Origin of the sequence: Xanthomonas sp. LMC-A-07 (assembly GCF_030208825.1) — a bacterium.
Taxonomy (GTDB): domain Bacteria; phylum Pseudomonadota; class Gammaproteobacteria; order Xanthomonadales; family Xanthomonadaceae; genus Xanthomonas; species Xanthomonas campestris.
In genome coordinates, this window is the sequence record NZ_JARVTF010000011.1 from 244,800 (window position 1) to 264,264 (window position 19,465).

The window sequence follows — 19,465 nt, forward strand, 5'->3', positions numbered from 1 at the left end:
GAGCTGGAGTCCGCCTTAGTTGGCCGCACGCGGTGCGGCTGGGGCGGAGGGGCTGCCGGCAACGGATGCCGACGTCGGTTGCCACGGCACGGTCTTGACCTGGACACCGTCGCGGGCGCGCGACAGGCCATCCACCACCAGTTGGTCACCGGTTTTCAGGCCACTGCGCACCAGCCACTGGTCGCCCACCGCACGGTCGGTCTCCAGCACGCGCAGCTGCAATTTGTTGTCGGCACCGACCACGAAGGCGGTCGGCTTGCCGGCGCCATTGCGTGTCACCGCCTGCTGCGGCACCAGCACGCCCTGCGCTTTGACGCCTTCCTGCAGCACCGCGCGCACGTACATGCCCGGCAGCAGATCGGCATCCGGGTTGGGGAACACCGCACGCAGGCTGATCGAGCCGGTGTTCTGGTCCACGGTGACATCGGAGAACGCCAGCCGGCCCTGCAGCGGATAGGTGCTGCCGTCTTCCAGCACCAGGCTCACCTGCGCGGCACCGTCGCCGGCGCGCGCCAGATCGCCGCGGGCCATCGCCTTCTTCAGCCGCAGCACGGCGGCGCTGGGCTGGGTCACGTCCACGTAGATCGGGTCCAGCTGCTGGATGGTGGTCAATGCCGTGGCCTGGTTGGCGGTGACCAGCGCGCCGGGCGTCACGCTGGAGCGGCCGATCCGGCCGGAGATCGGCGCGTCCATGCGGGCGAACGCCAGATTGATGCGCGCGGTCTCCACGCTGGCCTTGCCGGCCGCCACATCCGCTTCGGCTTGGCCGAGCGTGGCGGCGGTGTCGTCGCCCTCCTGCTGGCTGATCGCCTTGATCTGCACCAGCTCCTTGTAGCGGTCGGCCTTGAGCCGTGCGGTGCGCAGGTTGGCCTGCGCCTTGGCCAGGGTGGCCTGGGCGCTGGCGTAGCTGGCGCGGTAGGTGGCCGGGTCGATCTGGTACAGGGTCTGCCCTGCCTTCACGTCGCCGCCTTCGGTGAACTGCCGCGTCTGCACGATGCCGCCCACCTGTGGCCGCACTTCGGCGATCAGGTACGGCACGGTGCGGCCGGGCAACTGGGTGGTCAGGGTGACCGGCTGCGGCCGGACGGTGATGACGCCCACCACCGGCGTGCCCTGCTGCGGGGGCGGCCCGCCCGGCGGGCTACCGCAGGCGCTGATCAGGACGGAGACGGCAACGGCGAGAAGCGGCAGGCGAAGCGAAGGGACAGGACGCACGGGGAAGGTCTCCGGGAAAACCGCGATGGATAAATCTAAACGGTACGGTTCGGTATCCTAATAAGCTCATCCGTGGGCGTCAAGCATTTCTGCCCAGTTGGTATACTTAAGCGCCCCTAGGAGCACCGCGATGCGGGTCAGAACCGAAGAAAAGCGCGACACCATCGTTCAGGCGGCCAGCGAGGTCTTCCTCGAGCTGGGCTTCGAAGGCGCGTCGATGTCGCAGATCGCCGCCCGTGTCGGCGGCTCCAAGCGCACGCTGTACGGCTATTTCGGCTCGAAGGAAGAGCTCTTCATCGCGGTGGCCACCGCCATGGCCGACAGCTACATCGACCCGTTGATCGCCAGGCTGGAAAGCACCGACGCACCTGTGCAGCAGGCGCTGCACGCTTTTGGCCGGGACATCCTGACTTTCCTGTGCGCCCCCACCTCCATCACCATCTGGCAGACCATCATTGGCGTGTCCGGGCGCTCGGACGTTGGCGCGCTGTTCTACAACAACGGCCCCGAGGAAGGCATGCAGCGCGTGGCCGAATACCTGCGCAAGCAGATGGACAAGGGCTTGCTACGGCATGCCGACCCGGTTGATGCGTCCCGGCAATTCGGCGGCCTGCTGCAAGCCGACACCTTGATGCCGTGCCTGTTCGGGGCGCTCAAGGATCCTTCGCAGCAGTATCTGGGCGATGCAACGCAACGTGCGGTGGACCTGTTTCTGGCGGGGTATGCGTGTAAGCCGGCGGCGGCTTGAGTGTGGTTGCGGATGCGGGCAGGTGGTGTGGTGACTGACGTGCTGCGGTGATGAGCGGCTTTGCAGGTGTTGGAACGCCCGACGATTGACGTGCGCTGGGCGGAATTACCTGGTCGAGCGCATTGACGACGGGTGGGGTCCGAGCTAGAGGTGCGCACTCTTAGGTGCGTCATGCGCGCCCGTGAACGACGCGGCGTGCGGGCAAACAGCGCAAACAGCGCAAACAGCGCAAACAGCGCAAACAGCGCAAACAGTTTCGAGCAAACCGCGCGTGTTGGCGGCGTGTCGCATTAGCTGAAAGAGGCGGAGCCGCACGCGACGCTCAATGCAATGCCATGTGTGCGGCTGGCAGAGCGTCGCTGCATTGCTGACGCACTACCGGATGCGGTCGTTCGGGAACGAACGGCTGTGCGCTGCGACATTGGCGCGCTACGTGGCAAGCCTTGTCGCGGCCAAGGCCGCTCCTACGAGGAGCTCGCAGTCCCTGCGGAAACTGCATGTCGGCAATGATGCGGCCAGAGTGAACGCGCGTTCTGCGTACGAGCGTCGAATAACACCGTGAACGCCCCATCGCGGCCTAGGCCGCTCCTACGGTGAATCGGGCTTGATTACCGTCTGCGCGGGGCGATTGACCCAAGCCGCTCGCGTGCTAGGAGACGGGAGCAGCGGCGCGATTCACACCACTCAACCCGCTGCCGCGCACTTGGCACACAGGCCGTGCACTTCCAGTGTCTGTGCCTGCGGTTGGAAGCCCAGCGCCTTGGCGCGGGCTTCCAGTTGCGCCACCACATCGCGGTCTTCCAGCTCCACCGCGCTATGGCAGCGGTCGCAGATCAGGAACGGCACCGAGTGCTGGGCGCTGTTGGGGTGATGGCAGGCCACGAAGGCATTGACCGATTCGAGCTTGTGCACGAAGCCATTGGCCATCAAAAAATCCAGCGCACGGTACACCGTTGGCGGGGCGTCGGCGCCCACACCCTTGCCTTCGCGCACCCAGTCCAGCAGCTCGTAGGCCTTGACCGGTTTGCCGGCATCGGCGATCAGCCGCAGTACGTTGGCGCGGATCGGCGTCAGCCGCAGGCCGCGTTCGCTGCAGGCGCGCTCCACCGCACGTACGAAGCTGTTGGCATCGTCCACGTGATGATGCGGGGCCGTGCAGGCGTGTTCCTGGTCGTGCGTTTGGGTGTGCGTGTGCTTGGTCATACAGGCTCCGGCGTCAGGCCGCTCCAATCTTGATGAGTGCCGCATCGATGCGTTTCAAGGCACCCTCGCGGCCGGCCAGGTACACCGTCTGCGAAATGTCCGGGCTGACCTGGGTGCCGGTGATGGCCACCCGCAACGGCTGGGCCACCTTGCCCATGCCCAGTTCCAGCGCCGCGGCAGCGGCATGCAGCGCCGCCGACACGTTCTCCACGCTCCACTCGCTCAGCGCAGCGAGCATCTCGCGCGCCTTGCCCAGTGGCACTTCCGCGCCCAACTTCAGGTGCTTGATCACCGCAGCTTCGTCGTAGGTTTCCAGCGGCTGGTACCACACCACGGCTTTTTCGGCCATTTCCTTCAGGGTCTGCACGCGCTCGCGCAGCGCCACCACCACATCGGCAGCGGCCGGGCCGGCGGCGATGTCCAGGCCGAGCTTGGCCAGCTGATATTCCAGCTGCGGCGCGATGCTGGCCGGGTCATCGGTCTTCAAATAATGCTGATTGACCCAGCCGAGCTTGGCCATGTCCAGGCGCGCGGCCTTGGAATTGACGTCCTTGACGTCGAACAAGTCCAGCAATTCCTGCTGGCTGAACAGCTCCTGGTCGCCATGCGACCAGCCCAGACGGGCCAGGTAATTGATCAACGCATGCGGCAGGTAGCCGGCGTCCTTGTACTGCATCACGTCCGCCGCGCCAGTGCGCTTGGAGAGCTTGGCGCCCTGCTCGTCCAGGATCATCGGCATGTGCGCGAACTTGGGTACCGGCGCGCCCAATGCTTCATAGATGTTGATCTGGCGCGGGGTGTTGTTGATGTGGTCGTCGCCGCGGATCACCTCGGTGATGCCCATGTCCCAGTCGTCCACCACCACCGCGAAGTTGTAGGTGGGGTAGCCGTCCGGGCGGAAGATCACCATGTCGTCGAGCTCGCTGTTGGCGATCTCGATGCGGCCCTTGATCAGGTCGTCGAACACCACCGTGCCCGCAAGCGGGTTCTTGAAGCGGATCACCCGGTTCGGGTCGTCGCGATACGGCAGCTGCTGCTCGCGCGCGGCGCCGTTGTAGCGCGGCTTTTCCTGCTTGGCCATCGCGGCCTCGCGCATCGCGTCGAGCTCCTCACGGGTCTCGTAGGCGTAATAGGCCTTGCCCTGCGCCAGCAGCTGCTCGGCCACTTCCTGGTAACGGGCGATGCGCTGGGTCTGGTAGATCGGGCCTTCGTCGTAGCCCAGGCCCAGCCACTCCATGGCTTCCAGGATGGCGTCGATGGCCGCCTGGGTGCTGCGCTCACGGTCGGTGTCTTCGATGCGCAGCACGAACTGCCCGCCGCGGTGACGTGCCTCCAGCCAGCAGTAAAGGGCGGTGCGTGCGCCGCCGATGTGCAGGTAACCGGTGGGGCTGGGGGCAAAACGGGTGCGGCAGGTCATGGAGCGCTCGGCGGAACGGGAATGGCCCGATTTTACCTTGCGCAGCCGTGCCCTGCCCGGCCCGCCCGCTCAGGTGTTGCGCAACAGGTCGCCGTAGACCACGCAATCGCCGCCGCTGCGCTTGGCGCCCGGGGCGTCGTAGAGCACCAGCCAGCTTGGCGTGTTGCCGGCCAACTGGCGCGGCAGATTGCAGATGGCTTCGGCGCGGTCGCTGTCTTCGCCGTGCGGTAGCACCACCGACTTGAGCAGCTCGCGCTGGAAGCGCACCGGCGCCTGGTTGGCGGCCAGCACGCTGCGCGCATCCGGCCATTTGAACAAGCGGATCTCGCCATTGAGCACCATGGTGGGCCCGGCCAGCAGATACAGGTCGTCACCGGAATAGTGCAGGTCACGCACGCCCAGCCCGCCCAGTTGCAGGAAGTGCTTGCGCAGCAGCGTGCCCTCTTCATCCAGCGGGGCAAGGCGCAGATGATCGCCATGCGCTTCCACCTGGATCTCCAGCAGCGCCGACCACCCGCGCAACACCGGGCCACGCAGGCCCAGCAGCAGGCGCTGGCCGTCAACCACAATGCCTTCGATGTCGAAGCCGTTGTCCTTGCCCGGAATCTTCAAGAACGGGCCGAAATGCGGGTCGTCTTCCAGCAGCGCGGTGAGCTGGTTGTGCTTGGCGTCGCCCTTGAGCCGCAGCGCGCGACGGCCGTCGGCGGCTTCGCGCACCAGCGTGGGCGTGCCATCGGCAGCGCGCTCGATCGGCAGGCAGGCCAGCAGGCGGCGGTTGGCATCGAGCTTGAGCTTGGTCAGCCGCTTGGCATTTTCGGCATCGTCGCGGCCAGGCTTGGCGTTCTTGCGCTTGAGCCCATGCGAGCCGATCACCCACAAAAAGCCGTCGGAGAGTGCCAGGCCTTCCAGGTCGGCTTCCTCGGCTGCTTCGCCGGGCAGATCCAGCAACTCCGCCAACGGAAAGCTCTGGCCTTCACCAAAGCGCAGCGTCTCGCGCTGCAGCGGGGCAAGCGTGCGCAGGCGATCCACCGCACAGGCCTCATCGCCGGCCACCCACAGCCAATCGTCGGTGAAGGCAGCGCCGGAAAGATTGCTGTGCACCAGCGCGCCAGGCGCAAATTCCAGGCGGACGCTATGCGGGATCAAGGTTTTCTTGGACATGGGTGACCTGGTCGGTGGCGGGGCGGGAGTTGCCAGGCGGCTGACTCCCACGGGCGCGTGGCCGGTGGCGCTGCGCGCATGGGAAGCGCTACGCATCCACCGGCCGGCAGCGCCCGGAGGCTATCGGTCGTCTTGGATCAATCGAACCCAACCAGCTTCGCACGCGTCACGTGAGCAGCCAATTGACTGGGCCAATCGCGGTCATTGGCCACCTGCGCCTGCGCACGGCTGGCCGCGAACGCGTCAAAATCCAGCTCCGCATACGCCCACACCTGCGCGCCCTGGGTCTGCGCCAGCACGCCATCGGCCGGAAAGCCCACATCCATCGGCGCGAACACCGCAGCCTCGCCGGTATTGACGTCCAACGCCGGGCTCCACGGCGCCTCACCGGCGGTGACCGACTGCGCAACGAACACGCGGTTTTCCAGCGCACGCGCCAGGCACCCCACGCGCACGCGCATCGCACCGGCAGCGGTGTCGGTGCAGCTGGGCACGATCAGCAAACGCGCACCGGCCTCGTACTGCGCGCGCACCGGCAACGGGAATTCGCTGTCGTAGCAGATGGCGATCGCCGCACGCACGCCATCCAGCTCGAACACCTTCAGCGCATCGCCCGGGTCGATCACGCCGGTGGCCTTTTCGAAGCCGGTGAGCTGCAACTTGTCCTGCCAGCCATGCGTGCCGTCGGGGGTGAACCAATCGCTGCGGTTGCGGTAGCGGCCGGTGCCAATCTCCAGCAGGAAACTGCCGGCGATCAGATGCACCGCATGCTGCCTGGCCAGCCCGGCGAACAACGCCATCCACTGCGGGCGCAGCCCCTGGATCGCTGCCAGCGACTCCGGCAAACCGGCCGAAATCTGCGTGCCGAAGGTGGCGCCCAGCTCCAGCGACAGATATTCCGGCAGCACCAGCACGCGTGCACCGGCCGCCGCGGCCTCGCCCACCAACGCTGTCTGGCGTGCGGCGAAGGCGGCGAAATCGGCCGGCTTGCCGATCGGGTATTTGGCAACGGCAATCTTCATCGGGTGAGCGTCCTGCGGTGCGTCCATGGGGTGGGTGATGCGGAGGTGGCGCAGCAGCCTTACGGCTGCAGCGCGCGCGTCCACACCTCCAAACTGTGGTCGATGTCCCCGTGTTGCAACTCCGCCCACTCCAGCCGCACCTGCATGCCGGGCTGCGGCGCATAGCCGCGCTTGCGCCAGAACGCATCGTTGGGCCGGTAATCGGCCGGGCGGCGCGTGTCGTGCGGGTCGCGCTGGACCGAGCAGAAGGCGGTCAGGGCAAACCGCCCAAGCGCACGCGCGTGGGCTTCGCGCTGGTCGAAAAACGCGTGCCCGATGCCCTGCCCGCGATAGTCCGGCAGCAACACCGATTCGCCGAAATAAAACACGCTGGCCGGTTCGATGCCTGCCGCGCGGAACGGCGCATGGAAGGCCGCGCTATCGTCCAGCAGAGGCAGGCCGGTGGAGGCGCCGATCACCGCATCGCCATCGCGCGCCAGCACGAACACGCTGTCTGGCGAGGTCGCATAGGCGGCCAGGTAGTCGCGCTCGTAGGCGGGGTCGCCGTCGTAGAGATACGGCCAGGCGCGGAAGACCACACTGCGCAGCCGCGCCAGATCGTCCAGAAACGGCGTGATGGCGCTGCCGCGCAGTGCCGTGATGGTGGGAGTAGGCATGGGTGCATTCTAGCCATGGCTGCAGCGCGTGCGCTCAGCCGGCCGTGCCGGCTCCACGCGCGGCCTGCCACGCCAGCATGCGTCGGCCCAACAGCCCCAGGGGCGCTGCCAGGAGGCACGCGGCGTCCGCCGCCAACTGCAGGCAAATCGCCGCTTCCACCGCCACTGCCGACGCGAACGCATCCTGCCCGGCGCCGGGCTGCAGCATCAAGGTGCCGAACAACAACACCGGCAAGAGCACGCAGACGCAGGCGACGCACCCACCGAACACCCGCCAGCTGGCGCTGGCCACCAACGCCAGCGTCAGCATCGCAACCACAAAGATCACTACGGCTGCCCAGATCACCGCAGGCGTCCTGTGACGCATGTGCCGCTGCACTGTAAGCGGGCGACACGGTGCGCTGCCTGCTGCGGCCGCGCGTAACAGACAACTCGCCTGCAAACCGCGCCGCTCATCGCAGCCAGCTCCGCGTGCAGGCCGCAGCGGCGGACTGCTGCCATAGCAACCAAACGGCCGCATCTTCCACCGCCAACAGCACGCCGAGTAATGCATCGCTACTGCGGACCCAGTAGCTGCCGTTGCTCAGCCGCTGCCATGGCAGGTACTGGCGCAGTGGCGGCCGGGGCGCAGCGCACTGCAGCTGCTGTAGTGCGTTGGCGCCATCGCGGCGCACATCCTCGGCCGTGCGTGCGTGCAGCGCCATGCCGATCCATCCACGCCGCCCCGCTGCAGGCAGCGGCAAGGCGGATAGCGGCGAGCATTCCCATTGGTGGGGCGGCGCTGCGGACAGCAGCGCCACCGTTTCGATCCCGGCGGGCAGCAACCGCTGCGCGCGCCGGTGTAACTGAGAGCGCATCAACATGCCGACCTCAGCGCAGGCTGTTGCCAAGCTCGTACCAATCGAGCTTGCGGGTTACCCACATGATGCAGGCCAGGATGCCGAACAGCAGCAACGATCCCATCAGCAACGCGTTGTCTTCGGAGATCAGCAGGCTGTAAAGCACCCCGTACAGCGCGGTGAGCATCACCGAAAACCCGCCGGCCCGCGCCCAGCTTCGCAACACACCAGACAGGTACACGCACTGCAGCCCGATACACGCCACCGCCGAGACCAGGTACGCCTGCCAGAAGGCGATGCGCTCGGACAGGCTGAGCAGCAGCAGGAAGAAAATCGCCAGCGCCAGGCCCACCAGCAGGTATTGCACCGGGTGGATCGGCAGCCGCTTGATCAGCTCGAACAACACAAACGCCACGAAGGTCAGCACCACGAACAGGATGCCGTACTTGCTGGCGCGATCGGCCTGGGTATACACGTCCACCGGGTCGACCAGGCGCACTTCCAGCATGTCCAGCGCGCTCGCATCCGACTGCAACTGCGTCTGTGCGCCGGTGGCCAGCGCCGACAACGACCAGGTGGCATCGAAGCCCTTCGGCCCGATGCTCGGCGCATTCGGCAGGAACTGCCCACCGAAGGATGGATGCTGCCAACCCGAGCGCAGCGCGATGTCGTTGGTGTCGCCGATCGGCGCGATCGCCAACCGGCGCGTGCCATCCAGCACGAACTGCATGTCCACCACATTGCCGTCCTGCAGCGTCCCGGCAGTTACATCGCTCACCGGCTTGAGCGCGGCATGGATGCCCGAGGTCCGCCCGGCCAGCGTGCCTGCACCGCCTTCCAGCGTCAGCGCCCGGCCATCCACGCGCAGGCTGGGCGTGCCCACCAGCCCACGCACATCGGAAATGCCCACTGTCAGATACGGTTGGCCATACACGCGGGTGGGCGCGGCGGCGTACTCGAACGGGTCGTATTCGGCGTGCAGCGTTGCCTTCCACGAATACACCTGCACGCGGTAGATCCCCACCTCGCGCACCGAAGGCACCATCTCGCCGCTGATCTTGAGCGTGCGCGGCGTCTGCAGCAGCGCCCCCTCCTGCGCGCGCCACACCTTGCGCTGGTTGCCCTGCTCGTCCGGCTCGTTCACCTGCACCTGCTCGGTGTAGGGCAGCACACGCACCGGCGCGATGAATTGCTGCTCGCCGGCCTTGCTTTTGGACACCCGCTCCACCGCCTCGTCGCGGTAGCGCGCGCGGTCCTGCACCGCGCCGCGGATCAACAACAACGGGATCAGCAACAGCAGGATCAACCCACCAACGGTGGCGAAGCGCAACAGCAGTTTCAGGGATTTCATCGACCATCCTCAGTCTGGGAGGTGGTCAGGGTGAGCGCCCTCGGTGTCCAGGGTTTGAGGCGAATTTGAAGCGAATGTGAAGTGGGTGGCCCGCACGGCCAACGAGTGCCACTGTGACGTGCTGTGGAAATACAGGTTTCACTCTGGAAAAGTGCAACGCAGGCCCAGCAAGAGCTTCTGTTTCATCGACGGCACTTCGCATCACTGCCACGCACTTCGGCGCCAGGCGCAACGATGCGCAGGCAGTTGCGTACGACAGGACCATCGTTTCGTTTTCGATCATTTTTTGAACACGGCTTTCCGCTCCGTCGTTCTTCGCCGTCTTCCTTCCATCTTCCGCGCGCCGTCGTGGCGCCGTTCTACACGCCTGCCCGCTTGGCCGGCCGTGGTTCAACCGTGCGCCCGACTGCATCCCTCTTGCCTGGAGTCTGCCTTCATGAACACGCAACGTTCGCTGACGCTCTGCCTGCTCGCTGCCCTGAGCCTGTCCTCCGCTGCCGCACAGGCGGCAATGCATGGAATGGGTTTGAAACCGTCGGCGTTGATGCAGCCGGTGACCCCGCTGTTCGGCACCGCAAGTACCGCCAAACCGCTCCCCGCCACAGTGGACCTGACCGCCTGGGCGATCACGCCAGGCGACCAGGGTCAGGTGGGATCCTGTGCCTCGTGGGCAACCGCCCACACCCTCACCGGCTGGTATGCCAACGCCGCCAAACAGGCGCAGACCCGCTTTGCGCCGATGTATCTCTATAGCCAGGTCAACGGTGGCGTCGATGGCGGTTCCACCCTGGAAGCCCCACTGGACGTGGCTTTGGCCCAGGGCATCGACACCGCGCAGCATTATTCATGGGGCGATTACAACCGGAAGAACCCGCCCACCGCTGCCGACCGCGCCAACGCCGCCAAGCACCCCACGCCGTACCGCAAGTACACCGTGCTGTATGCCGGCGACGGAAATGGCGGGCGAGCATTGGTCGAGCAGATCAAGCTTGCGCTGGCCGCGTCCACGCCGGTGGCCATCGGCTTCTATGTCCGGCAAGGCTTCGAAGACCTCACCCCATCGAATCAGGTCGACTACGACATCAAGACGCCGATTCTGGGCGGCCACGCGGTGATCGCACTGGGGTACGACAGCGAAGGCTTGATCGTTGAAAACAGCTGGGGAACCGAGTGGGGCAACAAGGGCTTTGGCAAGCTGTCCTGGTCGGTCGTGGCAAAGGACGTGATCGGAGCTGACGTAGTGCACTGACCACGGCGATTGCGCGCGATAAGGCGTCGCTGACACGGATGCGGCATGTGCTCCGGCACCTGCCGCATCCACGCGGCCACCAGCCGCCGCAGTTCGCCAGCAGGTCGCACATGGCCTGCAACGGGATTTACGCGATGGGCAATCGCAAGGTGGCGATCGCACCGCCGCCGTCGCGATTGCGCAGGCGCACGTCGCCGCCGTGCAGGCGGGCCACCTCACGCACGAACGGCAAGCCCAGGCCGGAACTGCGTTGCCCGGTTTGCGGGCGCGCCAGCGAATAGAACCGCTCGAACACGCGTTCGATCGCGTAATCGGGCACGCCACTGCCGCGGTCTTCGACCAACAGCTGCACCTGACCGTCCTCCAGCTGCGTGCGCAGCTGCACGGTGCCGCCGTCCGGTGAGAAGGCGATGGCGTTTTCCAGCAGGTTGATCACGGCCTGCCGCAGCAGGAAAGCATCGCCGAGCACGGTCGGGTCGCTGGCCGCCATGCTTGCCGCATCGAGCTCCACCAGCACGCCGGCGCCAGCGGCGCGCAGCAATACCGCGTCCACCGCAGCCTGCAACACGCCAGGCACGGCCACACGCACACGGGTCTGCAGCCAGCCGTGTTGTTCGACCTCGGCCAGGGCGAGCAGCTTGTCGATGGTTTCGGTCAGGCGCTGCTCCTGGGCGCGGATGCTGGCCACGAAATGCTGGCGGTCGGCCTCCGGCAATGGCTCGGTCAACAGCTCCGAGGCGCCACGAATGGCCGCCAGCGGGCTTTTCATCTCGTGCGTCAGCGATTGCACGTAGTGCTCGACGTAGGCCTTGCCCTCCAGCTTGCGGCGCATGGTTTCCAGCGCCTGGCCCAGGTCGCCGATTTCATCGCCGCGCGGCTTGGGCGGCGGCACCGGGATGCCCGCGCTCACCGCCTGCGCGTAGCGATTCAACCGGCCGATGCCGCGCATCAGCCACCAGGTCATGCCGATGCCGATCAATGCGGAAATGCCGATCAACCAGGCGCCCCGTTGCAGGATGTTGCGCTGGCTGGCTTCGATGAAGGGGTCGATGCTGCGGTTAGGCTGCGCCAGCGTGAGCACGCCGATCAGTGTGCCCGGTGCGTCAGGCGCATAGATCGGTGCGGCCACATGCATCACCGTGGCGCCGGGGGTGCCATCCAGCTCCGGACTGGAGCGCGCGCCGTATTCGCCGCGCAAGGTGCGGTAGACATCGTTCCAGCGCGAGTTGTCGCGGCCGACGTCGCGACCCAGCGAATCGAACACCACCACACCACGCGCATCGGTCACGGTGACGCGGTAATCCACGTTGTTCTTGCGGAAGCGCCACACCCAGGCCTTGGGGTCGCGCTGCTGGGCCTGTGCAAGGTGGCGCGCAAAGCGGCCGGTGGCAATCTGCCCGGCCGCGAGCTCGGGGCTGGCCATCTCGGCCAGCACGTTGGCTGCGTCCACTAATGTGGATTCCATCGCCTGGCGCACACCCGGCTTGACCTCGTTGACGAACACCCGCATCACGAAGAACGCGGCCAGCCCGACGATCAGAAAGAACCCGAGAAACAGCTTGAGGCCGAGCCGCATGTCAGCACCGAATCCCGTTGGCCGCGCACGCATGTGTGTGGTCGTTGGTCGAACACCGCGTGGTCAAGTAGCCGTCAACAGCCGACGCATTTGGCATGGATGCGGCCTGCGCCAGTTGCGTCTGTGCCAGGAGCGACGAACGCAAGGTGGGCGTGCATAGGGATTGCGCGATTGCGGCACCGCGGAGGCACGCAACATCGATCTGCGCTGCACGCGTCTGATGATGGCCGACGCAAGACAGCGCGAACACATCGCGCCCGCCCGCCAGGCCGTTCACTTCAGTCAGCCCACGCCGACCACGCAAACCGCGCAAACCGCGCAAACCAGCACGCTCGACCACCCCGACCGCCGGCTGCTGAAACACGGCATCCATCCTCAGACCTCCAGCGCGTAGCCAAGGCCACGGTGGGTGCGGATCGGGTCGGCCGGCACGCCGGCCTGGCGCAGCTTGGCGCGCAGCGTCTTGATATGGGTATCCACGGTGCGGTCGGCGCTGTCGGCGCTGGCATCCCAGCCGCGGTCCATCAGCTGGCTGCGGCTGAGGATGGCGCCGGGCCGTTGCAGCAGCGCGGCCAGCAGCGCGTATTCGTAGCGCGTCAGCGGCAACAGCGTCTCGCCGTAGCGAATGCGGCTGCCGTCGCGATCGATCGCGAACGCGCCGTGCGGCTGCCAGCCCGGTTCGGCCTGGGCCACGGCCACGCCACGCCGGCGCAGCCGTGCGCGCACCCGCGCCACCAGCTCGCGCGGCGAAAACGGCTTGGCCATGTAGTCGTCGGCACCGAGCTCCAGGCCCAGCACGCGGTCGATCTCGTCGTTGCGTGCGGTCAGGAAGATCACCGGCACCTCGCTGAAACCGCGCAGCGTGCGGCAGACCTCGAAGCCGTTGATATCCGGCAGGCCCACGTCCAGCACCACCAGGTCGGCGGGATCGTTGCGCAGCCGCTCCAGCGCCTCGCGCCCCAGCAGGCAGTGCTCGGGCACGTAGCCCTCGCTGCGCAGGGCGTACAGCACGGTGTCGGCAATGGCGGTTTCGTCCTCGACGACAAGGACACGGGCGGGGGTCTCGGACATGGCGCGCAGCATAGCCGCATGCCGGCGCGGCCAATAGCACGCGGGCCACCGTGCTATTGGCCGCTGCGGGCCATCATCGACCACACAACGCTGGCTGCACCTTGCGAGGCCGAGGCGTTGCAGACGCGCCCACCCCGGCGCCCGGCCGCCTCGCTGCGCCCCTCCCGGCGTAAACCGCCACCGCACCTGGCGCAGCGCAAACCACCGCGCACCCTCTACACTGCCGCGATGAACTATCGCCACGCCTTCCATGCCGGCAACCACGCCGACGTGCTCAAGCACATCGCCTTGCTGGCGCTGATCGACACCCTCAAGCGCAAGGACACCCCGTTCTTCGTGCTGGACACCCACGCGGGCCGTGGCCGCTACCAGCTCGGTGGCGAAGAGAGCCGCAAGACCAACGAAGCCGATGCCGGCGTCATGCGGTTGATGGCCGAAGCCACGCTTCCGGAGGTGGTGGAACGCTATCTGCGCGCGGTGCAGGCCGACAACGCCGCCGTCGCACGCCCGGCCGTGCCCGGCCAGAAAGCGGCCCGGCCCACCGCCGGCATCCAGATCAATCACTACCCCGGCTCGCCGCTGCTGGCGGCGCAGGCGCTGCGCGCGCAGGACCGCATGGCGTTCTGCGAACTGCAGCCCGACGAAGCCCAGGCGCTGAAGACCCTGTTCGCCAACGACAGCCGCGTGCGTGTGCATGCCGGCGATGGCTATGCGGCGATCCGCGCCTTCCTGCCGCCGCGGGCCGGCGAGGTCAAGATCGGCCGCGGCCTGGTCTTGATCGACCCGCCCTATGAATCACAGGGTGCCGAATACCCGCAGGTGATCGCCAGCGTGCGCGAAGCGCTGGCGCGCTGGCCGCAGGCGATCTACATGGTGTGGTACCCGATCAAGCTGCGCCGCAGCCTGCAGCCCTTCATGCGCAAGGCCGCCGCGCTGCCGGCCAAGTCGGTGCTGATGGCCGAACTGCAGGTGCATCCGGACGATTCACCGCTGCGCCTGACCGGCAGCGGCCTGTTGATCGTCAATGCCCCCTGGCAGTTCGACCAGGTGCTGGCCCCGGCGCTGCCCGCGCTCAAGGCACACCTTGGCGAAGCCGGTGCCTCGACCCGGCTGGAGTGGCTGCGCCAGGAGGGCTAGGCCGCGTTGGCGCCCGGCGTCACGACTGGCTCACGGCATCGCTCGGTAGAGTGCCGTGGGAAGCACTGCCACCCCCGCATACGGCCCCCAGCGGCGCACCGGAATCATTCACGGTTGTGCGCTGGGCTGGTGCCAGAATCTTCCGATCTTCAAGGAACACCCGGTCATGGCCATCCGCAATCGCATGCCTCCCTGGCATGAAAATTTCAGTCTGCCCAATGGCCGCACGCTCCTGCTCCGCCCGATCCGTCCCGAGGACGGCCCGCCGCTGCAGGGAGCCTTCAGCCTGTTGGGCCCGGAAGAGATCCGCGCCCGTTTCGTGCGCTCCTCGGCCGAAATCACCCCCGAAATGGTGCAACGCCTCACCCATCCCAACCCCAAGAGCGAGATCGTGCTGGTGGCGGCTGAGCAGTTGCCGCCCGGCGAAGCGCTGGTGGGCGCCGTCGCGCGTGCCGCGCTGGTACCGGGCACCCGCCAGGCCGAATACACCATCCTGGTCAGCAGCTTTGTGGCCGGCCAGGGCCTGGGCCGCCAACTGATGCGCAAACTAGTGAAGTGGGCGCGCCGCAAGTACCTCGATTGCCTGTACGGCGACGTGCTGCAAAGCAACCTGCCGATGCTGCAGCTGGCCGAATCGCTGGGCTTCAAACCGCAGCCGCACCCGGATTCCCCGGAACTGGTTCGGATGGTGCTGGAGCTGGATGCCTGATTCGCCGGGATTCGGGATTCGGGATTCGGTTCAGAGCTGATGATCTGTCGCTTGGTTGCAAGGCCCTTGCCCGCCCACCATCGCGGGACACGCCGCAAGTACGTCCATGTAGGCTCTTACGCGGCATCCATGCCGCGTAAGGTCCCGCGACGGTGAGCGGACAAGGACCAGTCGAGATGGTCGGTATGCAAGCAATGCGTGACCTGCGTTGATTGGATAACGGCGCGTCCGCTCAGCTTCTCAAAACAAGCCGAGCAACCGACAAGCTTTTAACAAAACAACCGACTGACTGTCTGGCGCGGTGCCTTCACCGATTGCGGGACCGTGTGGCGGCATGGATGCCGCCACCGAGCCTACATGGACGTACTTGCGGCGTGTCCCGCGAGCGGTGGGGGCATCGCGCCCTCGACCGACTCGGATTTTGACCTCCGCTTCCAACTGAATCTTGCCCAATGAGGTGCTTGCCGGGGTTTGCCTGGTGCCAGCAAGGTCGGTACGCGCAGGACCCTGCAGCGCCCTTCTGCGCAGGTGGCCAGACACCTGCTTTCACGCCGAATGGACCGGTCGCAGCGGGCGCTCTGGTAAAATTACCGGCTGATGCCGTCGCCTACCTTCCCTTCTCCGCCGCTGCCCAAGTCCGGCCAGCTCCGCGCCTACTGGCGCGCTCCGTCGTCTCCGACGGCCCTGGCCTGGTCGATTGCACGCGCTGCCGAAGCGCATGCCGGCCCGGTGCTGGTGATTGCCCGCGACAACCAGAGCGCGCATCAAATCGAAGCCGATCTGCACGCCCTGCTGGGTGACGCGTCCACGCTGCCGGTGGTGCCGTTTCCCGACTGGGAAACCCTGCCCTACGACCAGTTCAGCCCGCACCCGGAAATCATCAGCCAGCGCCTGGCGGCCCTGCATCGCTTGCCCGGTCTGACCCGTGGCGTGGTGATCGTGCCTGTGCAGACCTTGCTGCAGCAGCTGGCGCCGCTGAGCTACATCGTCGGTGGCAGCTTCGATCTCACGGTTGGCCAGCGCCTGGATCTGGACGCGGAAAAACGCCGCCTGGAAAGCGCCGGCTACCGCAACGTGCCGCAGGTGATGGACCCGGGCGATTTCGCAGTGCGTGGCGGCCTGCTGGACGTGTTCCCGATGGGCGCCGACACCCCGTTGCGCATCGAGCTGCTGGATGAGGATATCGATTCCATCCGCGCCTTCGACCCGGAATCGCAGCGCTCGCTGGACAAGGTGGACGCGGTCAAGATGCTGCCCGGCCGCGAAGTGCCGATGGACGATGCCAGCGTGGAGCGTGTGCTCGCCTGCCTGCGCGAACGCTTCGACGTGGATACGCGGCGCAGCGCGCTGTATCAGGATCTGAAGTCCGGCATCGCACCGTCGGGCGTCGAGTATTACCTGCCAATGTTCTTCAGCAAGACCGCCACGCTGTTCGATTATCTGGACACGCGTGTGCTGCCGCTGATCGCCACCGGCGTCTCCAATGCGGCCGATGCCTTCTGGCTGCAGGCGCAAAACCGCTATGAGCAGCGCCGCCACGATGTGGAACGCCCGCTGCTGCCGCCCGATGAGCTGTACCAGTCACCGGATGCCTTGCGCGAGCGGCTCAACAAGCTGGCGCGCATCGAAGTGTGGCCGGCCGACCATCCGCGTATCGACGAGGCCGCGCCGCTGGGCGACCAGCCGTTGCCGCCGCTACCGGTCGCCGCCAAGGATGCGCCCGCCGGGCAGGCCCTGGCCTCGTTCCTGGGCCATTACCCCGGCCGGGTGCTGGTGGCCGCCGATTCGGCCGGCCGCCGCGAAGCCTTGATGGAAGTGCTGGCCGCCGCGCAGTTGAAGCCGGACGTCGTGGCCGACCTGCCCGCGTTCCTGGCCGCGACCAAACTGCGCTTCGGCATCACCGTGGCGCCGCTGGAAGACGGCTTTGCATTGGACACGCCGCAGATTGCGGTGCTGACCGAGCGCCAGTTGTTCCCGGAGCGGGCCAACCAACCGCGCCGCACGCGCCGTGTGGGCCGCGAGCCGGAAGCGATCATCCGCGACCTGGGCGAGCTTTCCGAAGGCGCGCCGATCGTGCATGAAGACCACGGCGTGGGCCGCTACCGCGGCCTTATCGTGCTCGACGCCGGCGGCATGCCTGGCGAGTTTCTGGAAATCGAATACGCCAAGGGCGACCGGCTGTATGTGCCGGTGGCGCAGCTGCACCTGATCAGCCGCTACTCCGGCGCCTCGGCCGACACAGCGCCGCTGCATTCGCTGGGTGGCGAGCAGTGGACCAAGGCCAAGCGCAAGGCGGCTGAAAAGGTGCGCGATGTTGCCGCCGAATTGCTGGAAATCCAGGCGCGCCGCCGCGCGCGCGCAGGCCTGGCGTTGCAGGTGGACCGCGCGATGTACGAACCATTCGCCGCGGGCTTTCCGTTCGAGGAAACCACTGACCAGTTGGCGGCGATCGATGCCACCTTGCGCGATCTGGGCAGCAGCCAGCCGATGGACCGCGTGGTCTGCGGCGATGTCGGCTTCGGCAAGACCGAAGTCGCGGTGCGCGCCGCGTTCGCCGCGGCCAGTGCCGGCAAGCAGGTCGCCGTGCTGGTGCCGACCACGCTGCTGGCCGAACAGCATTACCGTAATTTCCGCGACCGCTTCGCCGACTACCCGATGAAGGTGGAAGTGCTGTCGCGCTTCAAGAGCACCAAAGAGATCAAGGCCGAGCTGGAGAAAGTGGCCAGCGGCGATATCGACGTGATCATCGGCACGCACCGGCTGCTGCAGCCGGACGTGAAGTTCAAGGATCTCGGCCTGGTCGTGGTCGACGAAGAACAGCGCTTCGGCGTGCGTCAGAAGGAAGCGCTCAAGGCGATGCGCGCCAACGTGCATCTGCTCACGCTCACCGCCACGCCGATCCCGCGCACGCTCAACATGGCCATGGCCGGGCTGCGCGATCTGTCCATCATCGCTACGCCGCCGCCGAACCGGCTCGCGGTACAGACCTTCATCACCGCCTGGGACAACACCCTGCTGCGCGAGGCGTTCCAGCGCGAACTCAGCCGCGGTGGCCAGCTGTATTTCCTGCACAACGATGTGGAAAGCATCGTGCGCATGCAGCGCGACCTGTCCGAGCTGGTGCCGGAAGCGCGCATCGGCATCGCGCATGGGCAGATGCCCGAGCGCGAGCTGGAACGGGTGATGCTGGATTTCCAGAAGCAGCGCTTCAACGTGCTGCTGTCGACCACGATCATCGAATCGGGCATCGACATTCCCAACGCCAACACCATCATCATCAACCGCGCAGACCGCTTTGGTCTTGCGCAGTTGCATCAGCTGCGCGGCCGCGTGGGGCGTTCGCACCACCGCGCCTATGCGTATCTGGTGGTGCCGGACCGGCGCTCGATGACCTCCGATGCAGAAAAGCGCCTGGAAGCCATTGCCTCCATGGACGAGCTGGGCGCCGGCTTCACCCTGGCCACGCATGATCTGGAGATTCGTGGTGCCGGCGAGCTGCTGGGCGAGGACCAGAGCGGGCAGATGGCCGAGGTGGGCTTCAGCCTGTACACCGAACTGCTGGAACGCGCGGTGCGCAGCATCCGCCAGGGCAAGCTGCCCGACCTGGATGCCGGCGAAGAAGTGCGCGGCGCCGAGGTGGAACTGCACGTGGCCTCGCTGATTCCCGAGGACTACCTGCCCGACGTGCACACGCGCCTGACCCTGTACAAGCGCATTTCCAGTGCACGCGACAGCGATGCGCTGCGCGAGCTGCAGGTAGAAATGATCGACCGCTTCGGCCTGCTGCCGGACCCGGTCAAGCACCTGTTCGCGATCGCCGAGCTCAAGCTGCAGGCCAATGCGCTGGGTGTGCGCAAGCTGGACCTGGGCGAGAACGGCGGCCGGCTGGTGTTCGAGGCCAAGCCGTCGATCGACCCGATGACCGTGATCCAGATGATCCAGAAGCAGCCGAAGATCTACACCATGGACGGGCCGGACAAACTGCGCATCAAGCTACCGTTGCCCGAGGCTGCCGACCGCTTCAATGCGGCACGTGGGCTGCTGACGGCCCTGGCACCGCGCTAAGAGCAGCTATCAAAACGACTGCGCAGCCGCCAGGCGGGCGCGGCCA

General features: G+C 66.7%; 17 protein-coding genes. 5 read left to right on the forward strand and 12 right to left on the reverse strand.

The window, feature by feature from the left end; all coding sequences use genetic code 11:
* Nucleotides 1-15 precede the first annotated feature (15 nt).
* Entirely contained in the window at nucleotides 16-1,215 is a 1,200-nt protein-coding gene (locus tag QRM89_RS12490) for an efflux RND transporter periplasmic adaptor subunit (RefSeq protein WP_228877154.1), read from the reverse strand.
* A gap of 130 nt (nucleotides 1,216-1,345) precedes the next feature.
* Between QRM89_RS12490 and QRM89_RS12495 the strand changes: the two genes are divergently transcribed.
* Nucleotides 1,346-1,963 (forward strand): TetR/AcrR family transcriptional regulator, encoded by a 618-nt coding sequence (locus QRM89_RS12495; protein WP_285448145.1) that lies wholly within the window; start codon nucleotides 1,346-1,348, stop codon nucleotides 1,961-1,963.
* 684 nt (nucleotides 1,964-2,647) lie between these two features.
* Here the strand turns inward: QRM89_RS12495 and QRM89_RS12500 are convergent.
* The 8 genes from QRM89_RS12500 to creD all read right to left on the reverse strand — a co-directional run bounded on the left by QRM89_RS12500 (nucleotide 2,648) and on the right by creD (nucleotide 9,612).
* The gene (locus tag QRM89_RS12500; RefSeq protein ID WP_070690468.1) at nucleotides 2,648-3,166 is read right to left on the reverse strand and encodes a Fur family transcriptional regulator; all 519 of its coding nucleotides are present in this window, start codon (nucleotides 3,164-3,166) and stop codon (nucleotides 2,648-2,650) included.
* 13 nt (nucleotides 3,167-3,179) lie between these two features.
* A complete protein-coding gene (gene gltX / locus QRM89_RS12505) occupies nucleotides 3,180-4,583 on the reverse strand; it encodes a glutamate--tRNA ligase (protein ID WP_042598196.1) in 1,404 nt (467 codons plus the stop codon).
* Between the two features lie 69 nt (nucleotides 4,584-4,652).
* On the reverse strand, nucleotides 4,653-5,744 hold the full coding sequence (locus QRM89_RS12510; protein WP_012437847.1) for a DUF3616 domain-containing protein: 1,092 nt from the start codon (nucleotides 5,742-5,744) through the stop codon (nucleotides 4,653-4,655).
* 137 nt (nucleotides 5,745-5,881) lie between these two features.
* On the reverse strand, nucleotides 5,882-6,766 hold the full coding sequence (locus tag QRM89_RS12515) for a carbon-nitrogen hydrolase family protein (protein ID WP_285448146.1): 885 nt from the start codon (nucleotides 6,764-6,766) through the stop codon (nucleotides 5,882-5,884).
* Nucleotides 6,767-6,825: 59 nt separating this feature from the next.
* The gene (locus QRM89_RS12520; protein WP_285448147.1) at nucleotides 6,826-7,422 is read right to left on the reverse strand and encodes a GNAT family N-acetyltransferase; all 597 of its coding nucleotides are present in this window, start codon (nucleotides 7,420-7,422) and stop codon (nucleotides 6,826-6,828) included.
* 34 nt (nucleotides 7,423-7,456) lie between these two features.
* Nucleotides 7,457-7,768 carry a hypothetical protein gene (locus QRM89_RS12525; protein ID WP_014508372.1) on the reverse strand — a complete coding sequence of 104 codons (312 nt, stop codon included), beginning with the start codon at nucleotides 7,766-7,768 and terminating at the stop codon, nucleotides 7,457-7,459.
* A 106-nt stretch (nucleotides 7,769-7,874) separates the two neighbouring features.
* Nucleotides 7,875-8,285, reverse strand: a complete 411-nt coding sequence (locus QRM89_RS12530; protein WP_161961990.1) for a hypothetical protein — start codon at nucleotides 8,283-8,285, stop codon at nucleotides 7,875-7,877.
* 7 nt (nucleotides 8,286-8,292) lie between these two features.
* Nucleotides 8,293-9,612, reverse strand: coding sequence for a cell envelope integrity protein CreD (creD, locus tag QRM89_RS12535; RefSeq protein WP_115573279.1), 1,320 nt, complete (start codon nucleotides 9,610-9,612; stop codon nucleotides 8,293-8,295).
* A 436-nt stretch (nucleotides 9,613-10,048) separates the two neighbouring features.
* Between creD and QRM89_RS12540 the strand changes: the two genes are divergently transcribed.
* Nucleotides 10,049-10,861: a C1 family peptidase gene (locus QRM89_RS12540; RefSeq protein WP_285448148.1), complete on the forward strand. Its 813-nt coding sequence runs from the start codon at nucleotides 10,049-10,051 to the stop codon at nucleotides 10,859-10,861.
* A gap of 127 nt (nucleotides 10,862-10,988) precedes the next feature.
* Here the strand turns inward: QRM89_RS12540 and creC are convergent, their stop codons facing one another.
* From creC to creB, 3 genes are read right to left on the reverse strand one after another with little or no spacing between them, the layout of a single operon-like run.
* The gene (creC, locus tag QRM89_RS12545; RefSeq protein WP_115573280.1) at nucleotides 10,989-12,437 is read right to left on the reverse strand and encodes a two-component system sensor histidine kinase CreC; all 1,449 of its coding nucleotides are present in this window, start codon (nucleotides 12,435-12,437) and stop codon (nucleotides 10,989-10,991) included.
* Nucleotide 12,438: 1 nt separating this feature from the next.
* Nucleotides 12,439-12,810, reverse strand: coding sequence for a hypothetical protein (locus QRM89_RS12550; RefSeq protein WP_285448149.1), 372 nt, complete (start codon nucleotides 12,808-12,810; stop codon nucleotides 12,439-12,441).
* A 2-nt stretch (nucleotides 12,811-12,812) separates the two neighbouring features.
* Nucleotides 12,813-13,520, reverse strand: coding sequence for a two-component system response regulator CreB (creB, locus tag QRM89_RS12555; RefSeq protein ID WP_183111054.1), 708 nt, complete (start codon nucleotides 13,518-13,520; stop codon nucleotides 12,813-12,815).
* A 216-nt stretch (nucleotides 13,521-13,736) separates the two neighbouring features.
* Here creB and rlmJ point away from each other — a divergent pair, with 216 nt between their 5' ends.
* The 3 genes from rlmJ (at nucleotide 13,737) to mfd (ending at nucleotide 19,419) form a co-directional block, all read left to right on the forward strand.
* Nucleotides 13,737-14,645 carry a 23S rRNA (adenine(2030)-N(6))-methyltransferase RlmJ gene (rlmJ, locus tag QRM89_RS12560; RefSeq protein ID WP_116891640.1) on the forward strand — a complete coding sequence of 303 codons (909 nt, stop codon included), beginning with the start codon at nucleotides 13,737-13,739 and terminating at the stop codon, nucleotides 14,643-14,645.
* Between the two features lie 166 nt (nucleotides 14,646-14,811).
* Nucleotides 14,812-15,354 carry a GNAT family N-acetyltransferase gene (locus QRM89_RS12565; protein WP_011037827.1) on the forward strand — a complete coding sequence of 181 codons (543 nt, stop codon included), beginning with the start codon at nucleotides 14,812-14,814 and terminating at the stop codon, nucleotides 15,352-15,354.
* Nucleotides 15,355-15,951: 597 nt separating this feature from the next.
* The gene (mfd, locus tag QRM89_RS12570) at nucleotides 15,952-19,419 is read left to right on the forward strand and encodes a transcription-repair coupling factor (RefSeq protein ID WP_115573283.1); all 3,468 of its coding nucleotides are present in this window, start codon (nucleotides 15,952-15,954) and stop codon (nucleotides 19,417-19,419) included.
* Nucleotides 19,420-19,465: the final 46 nt, after the last annotated feature.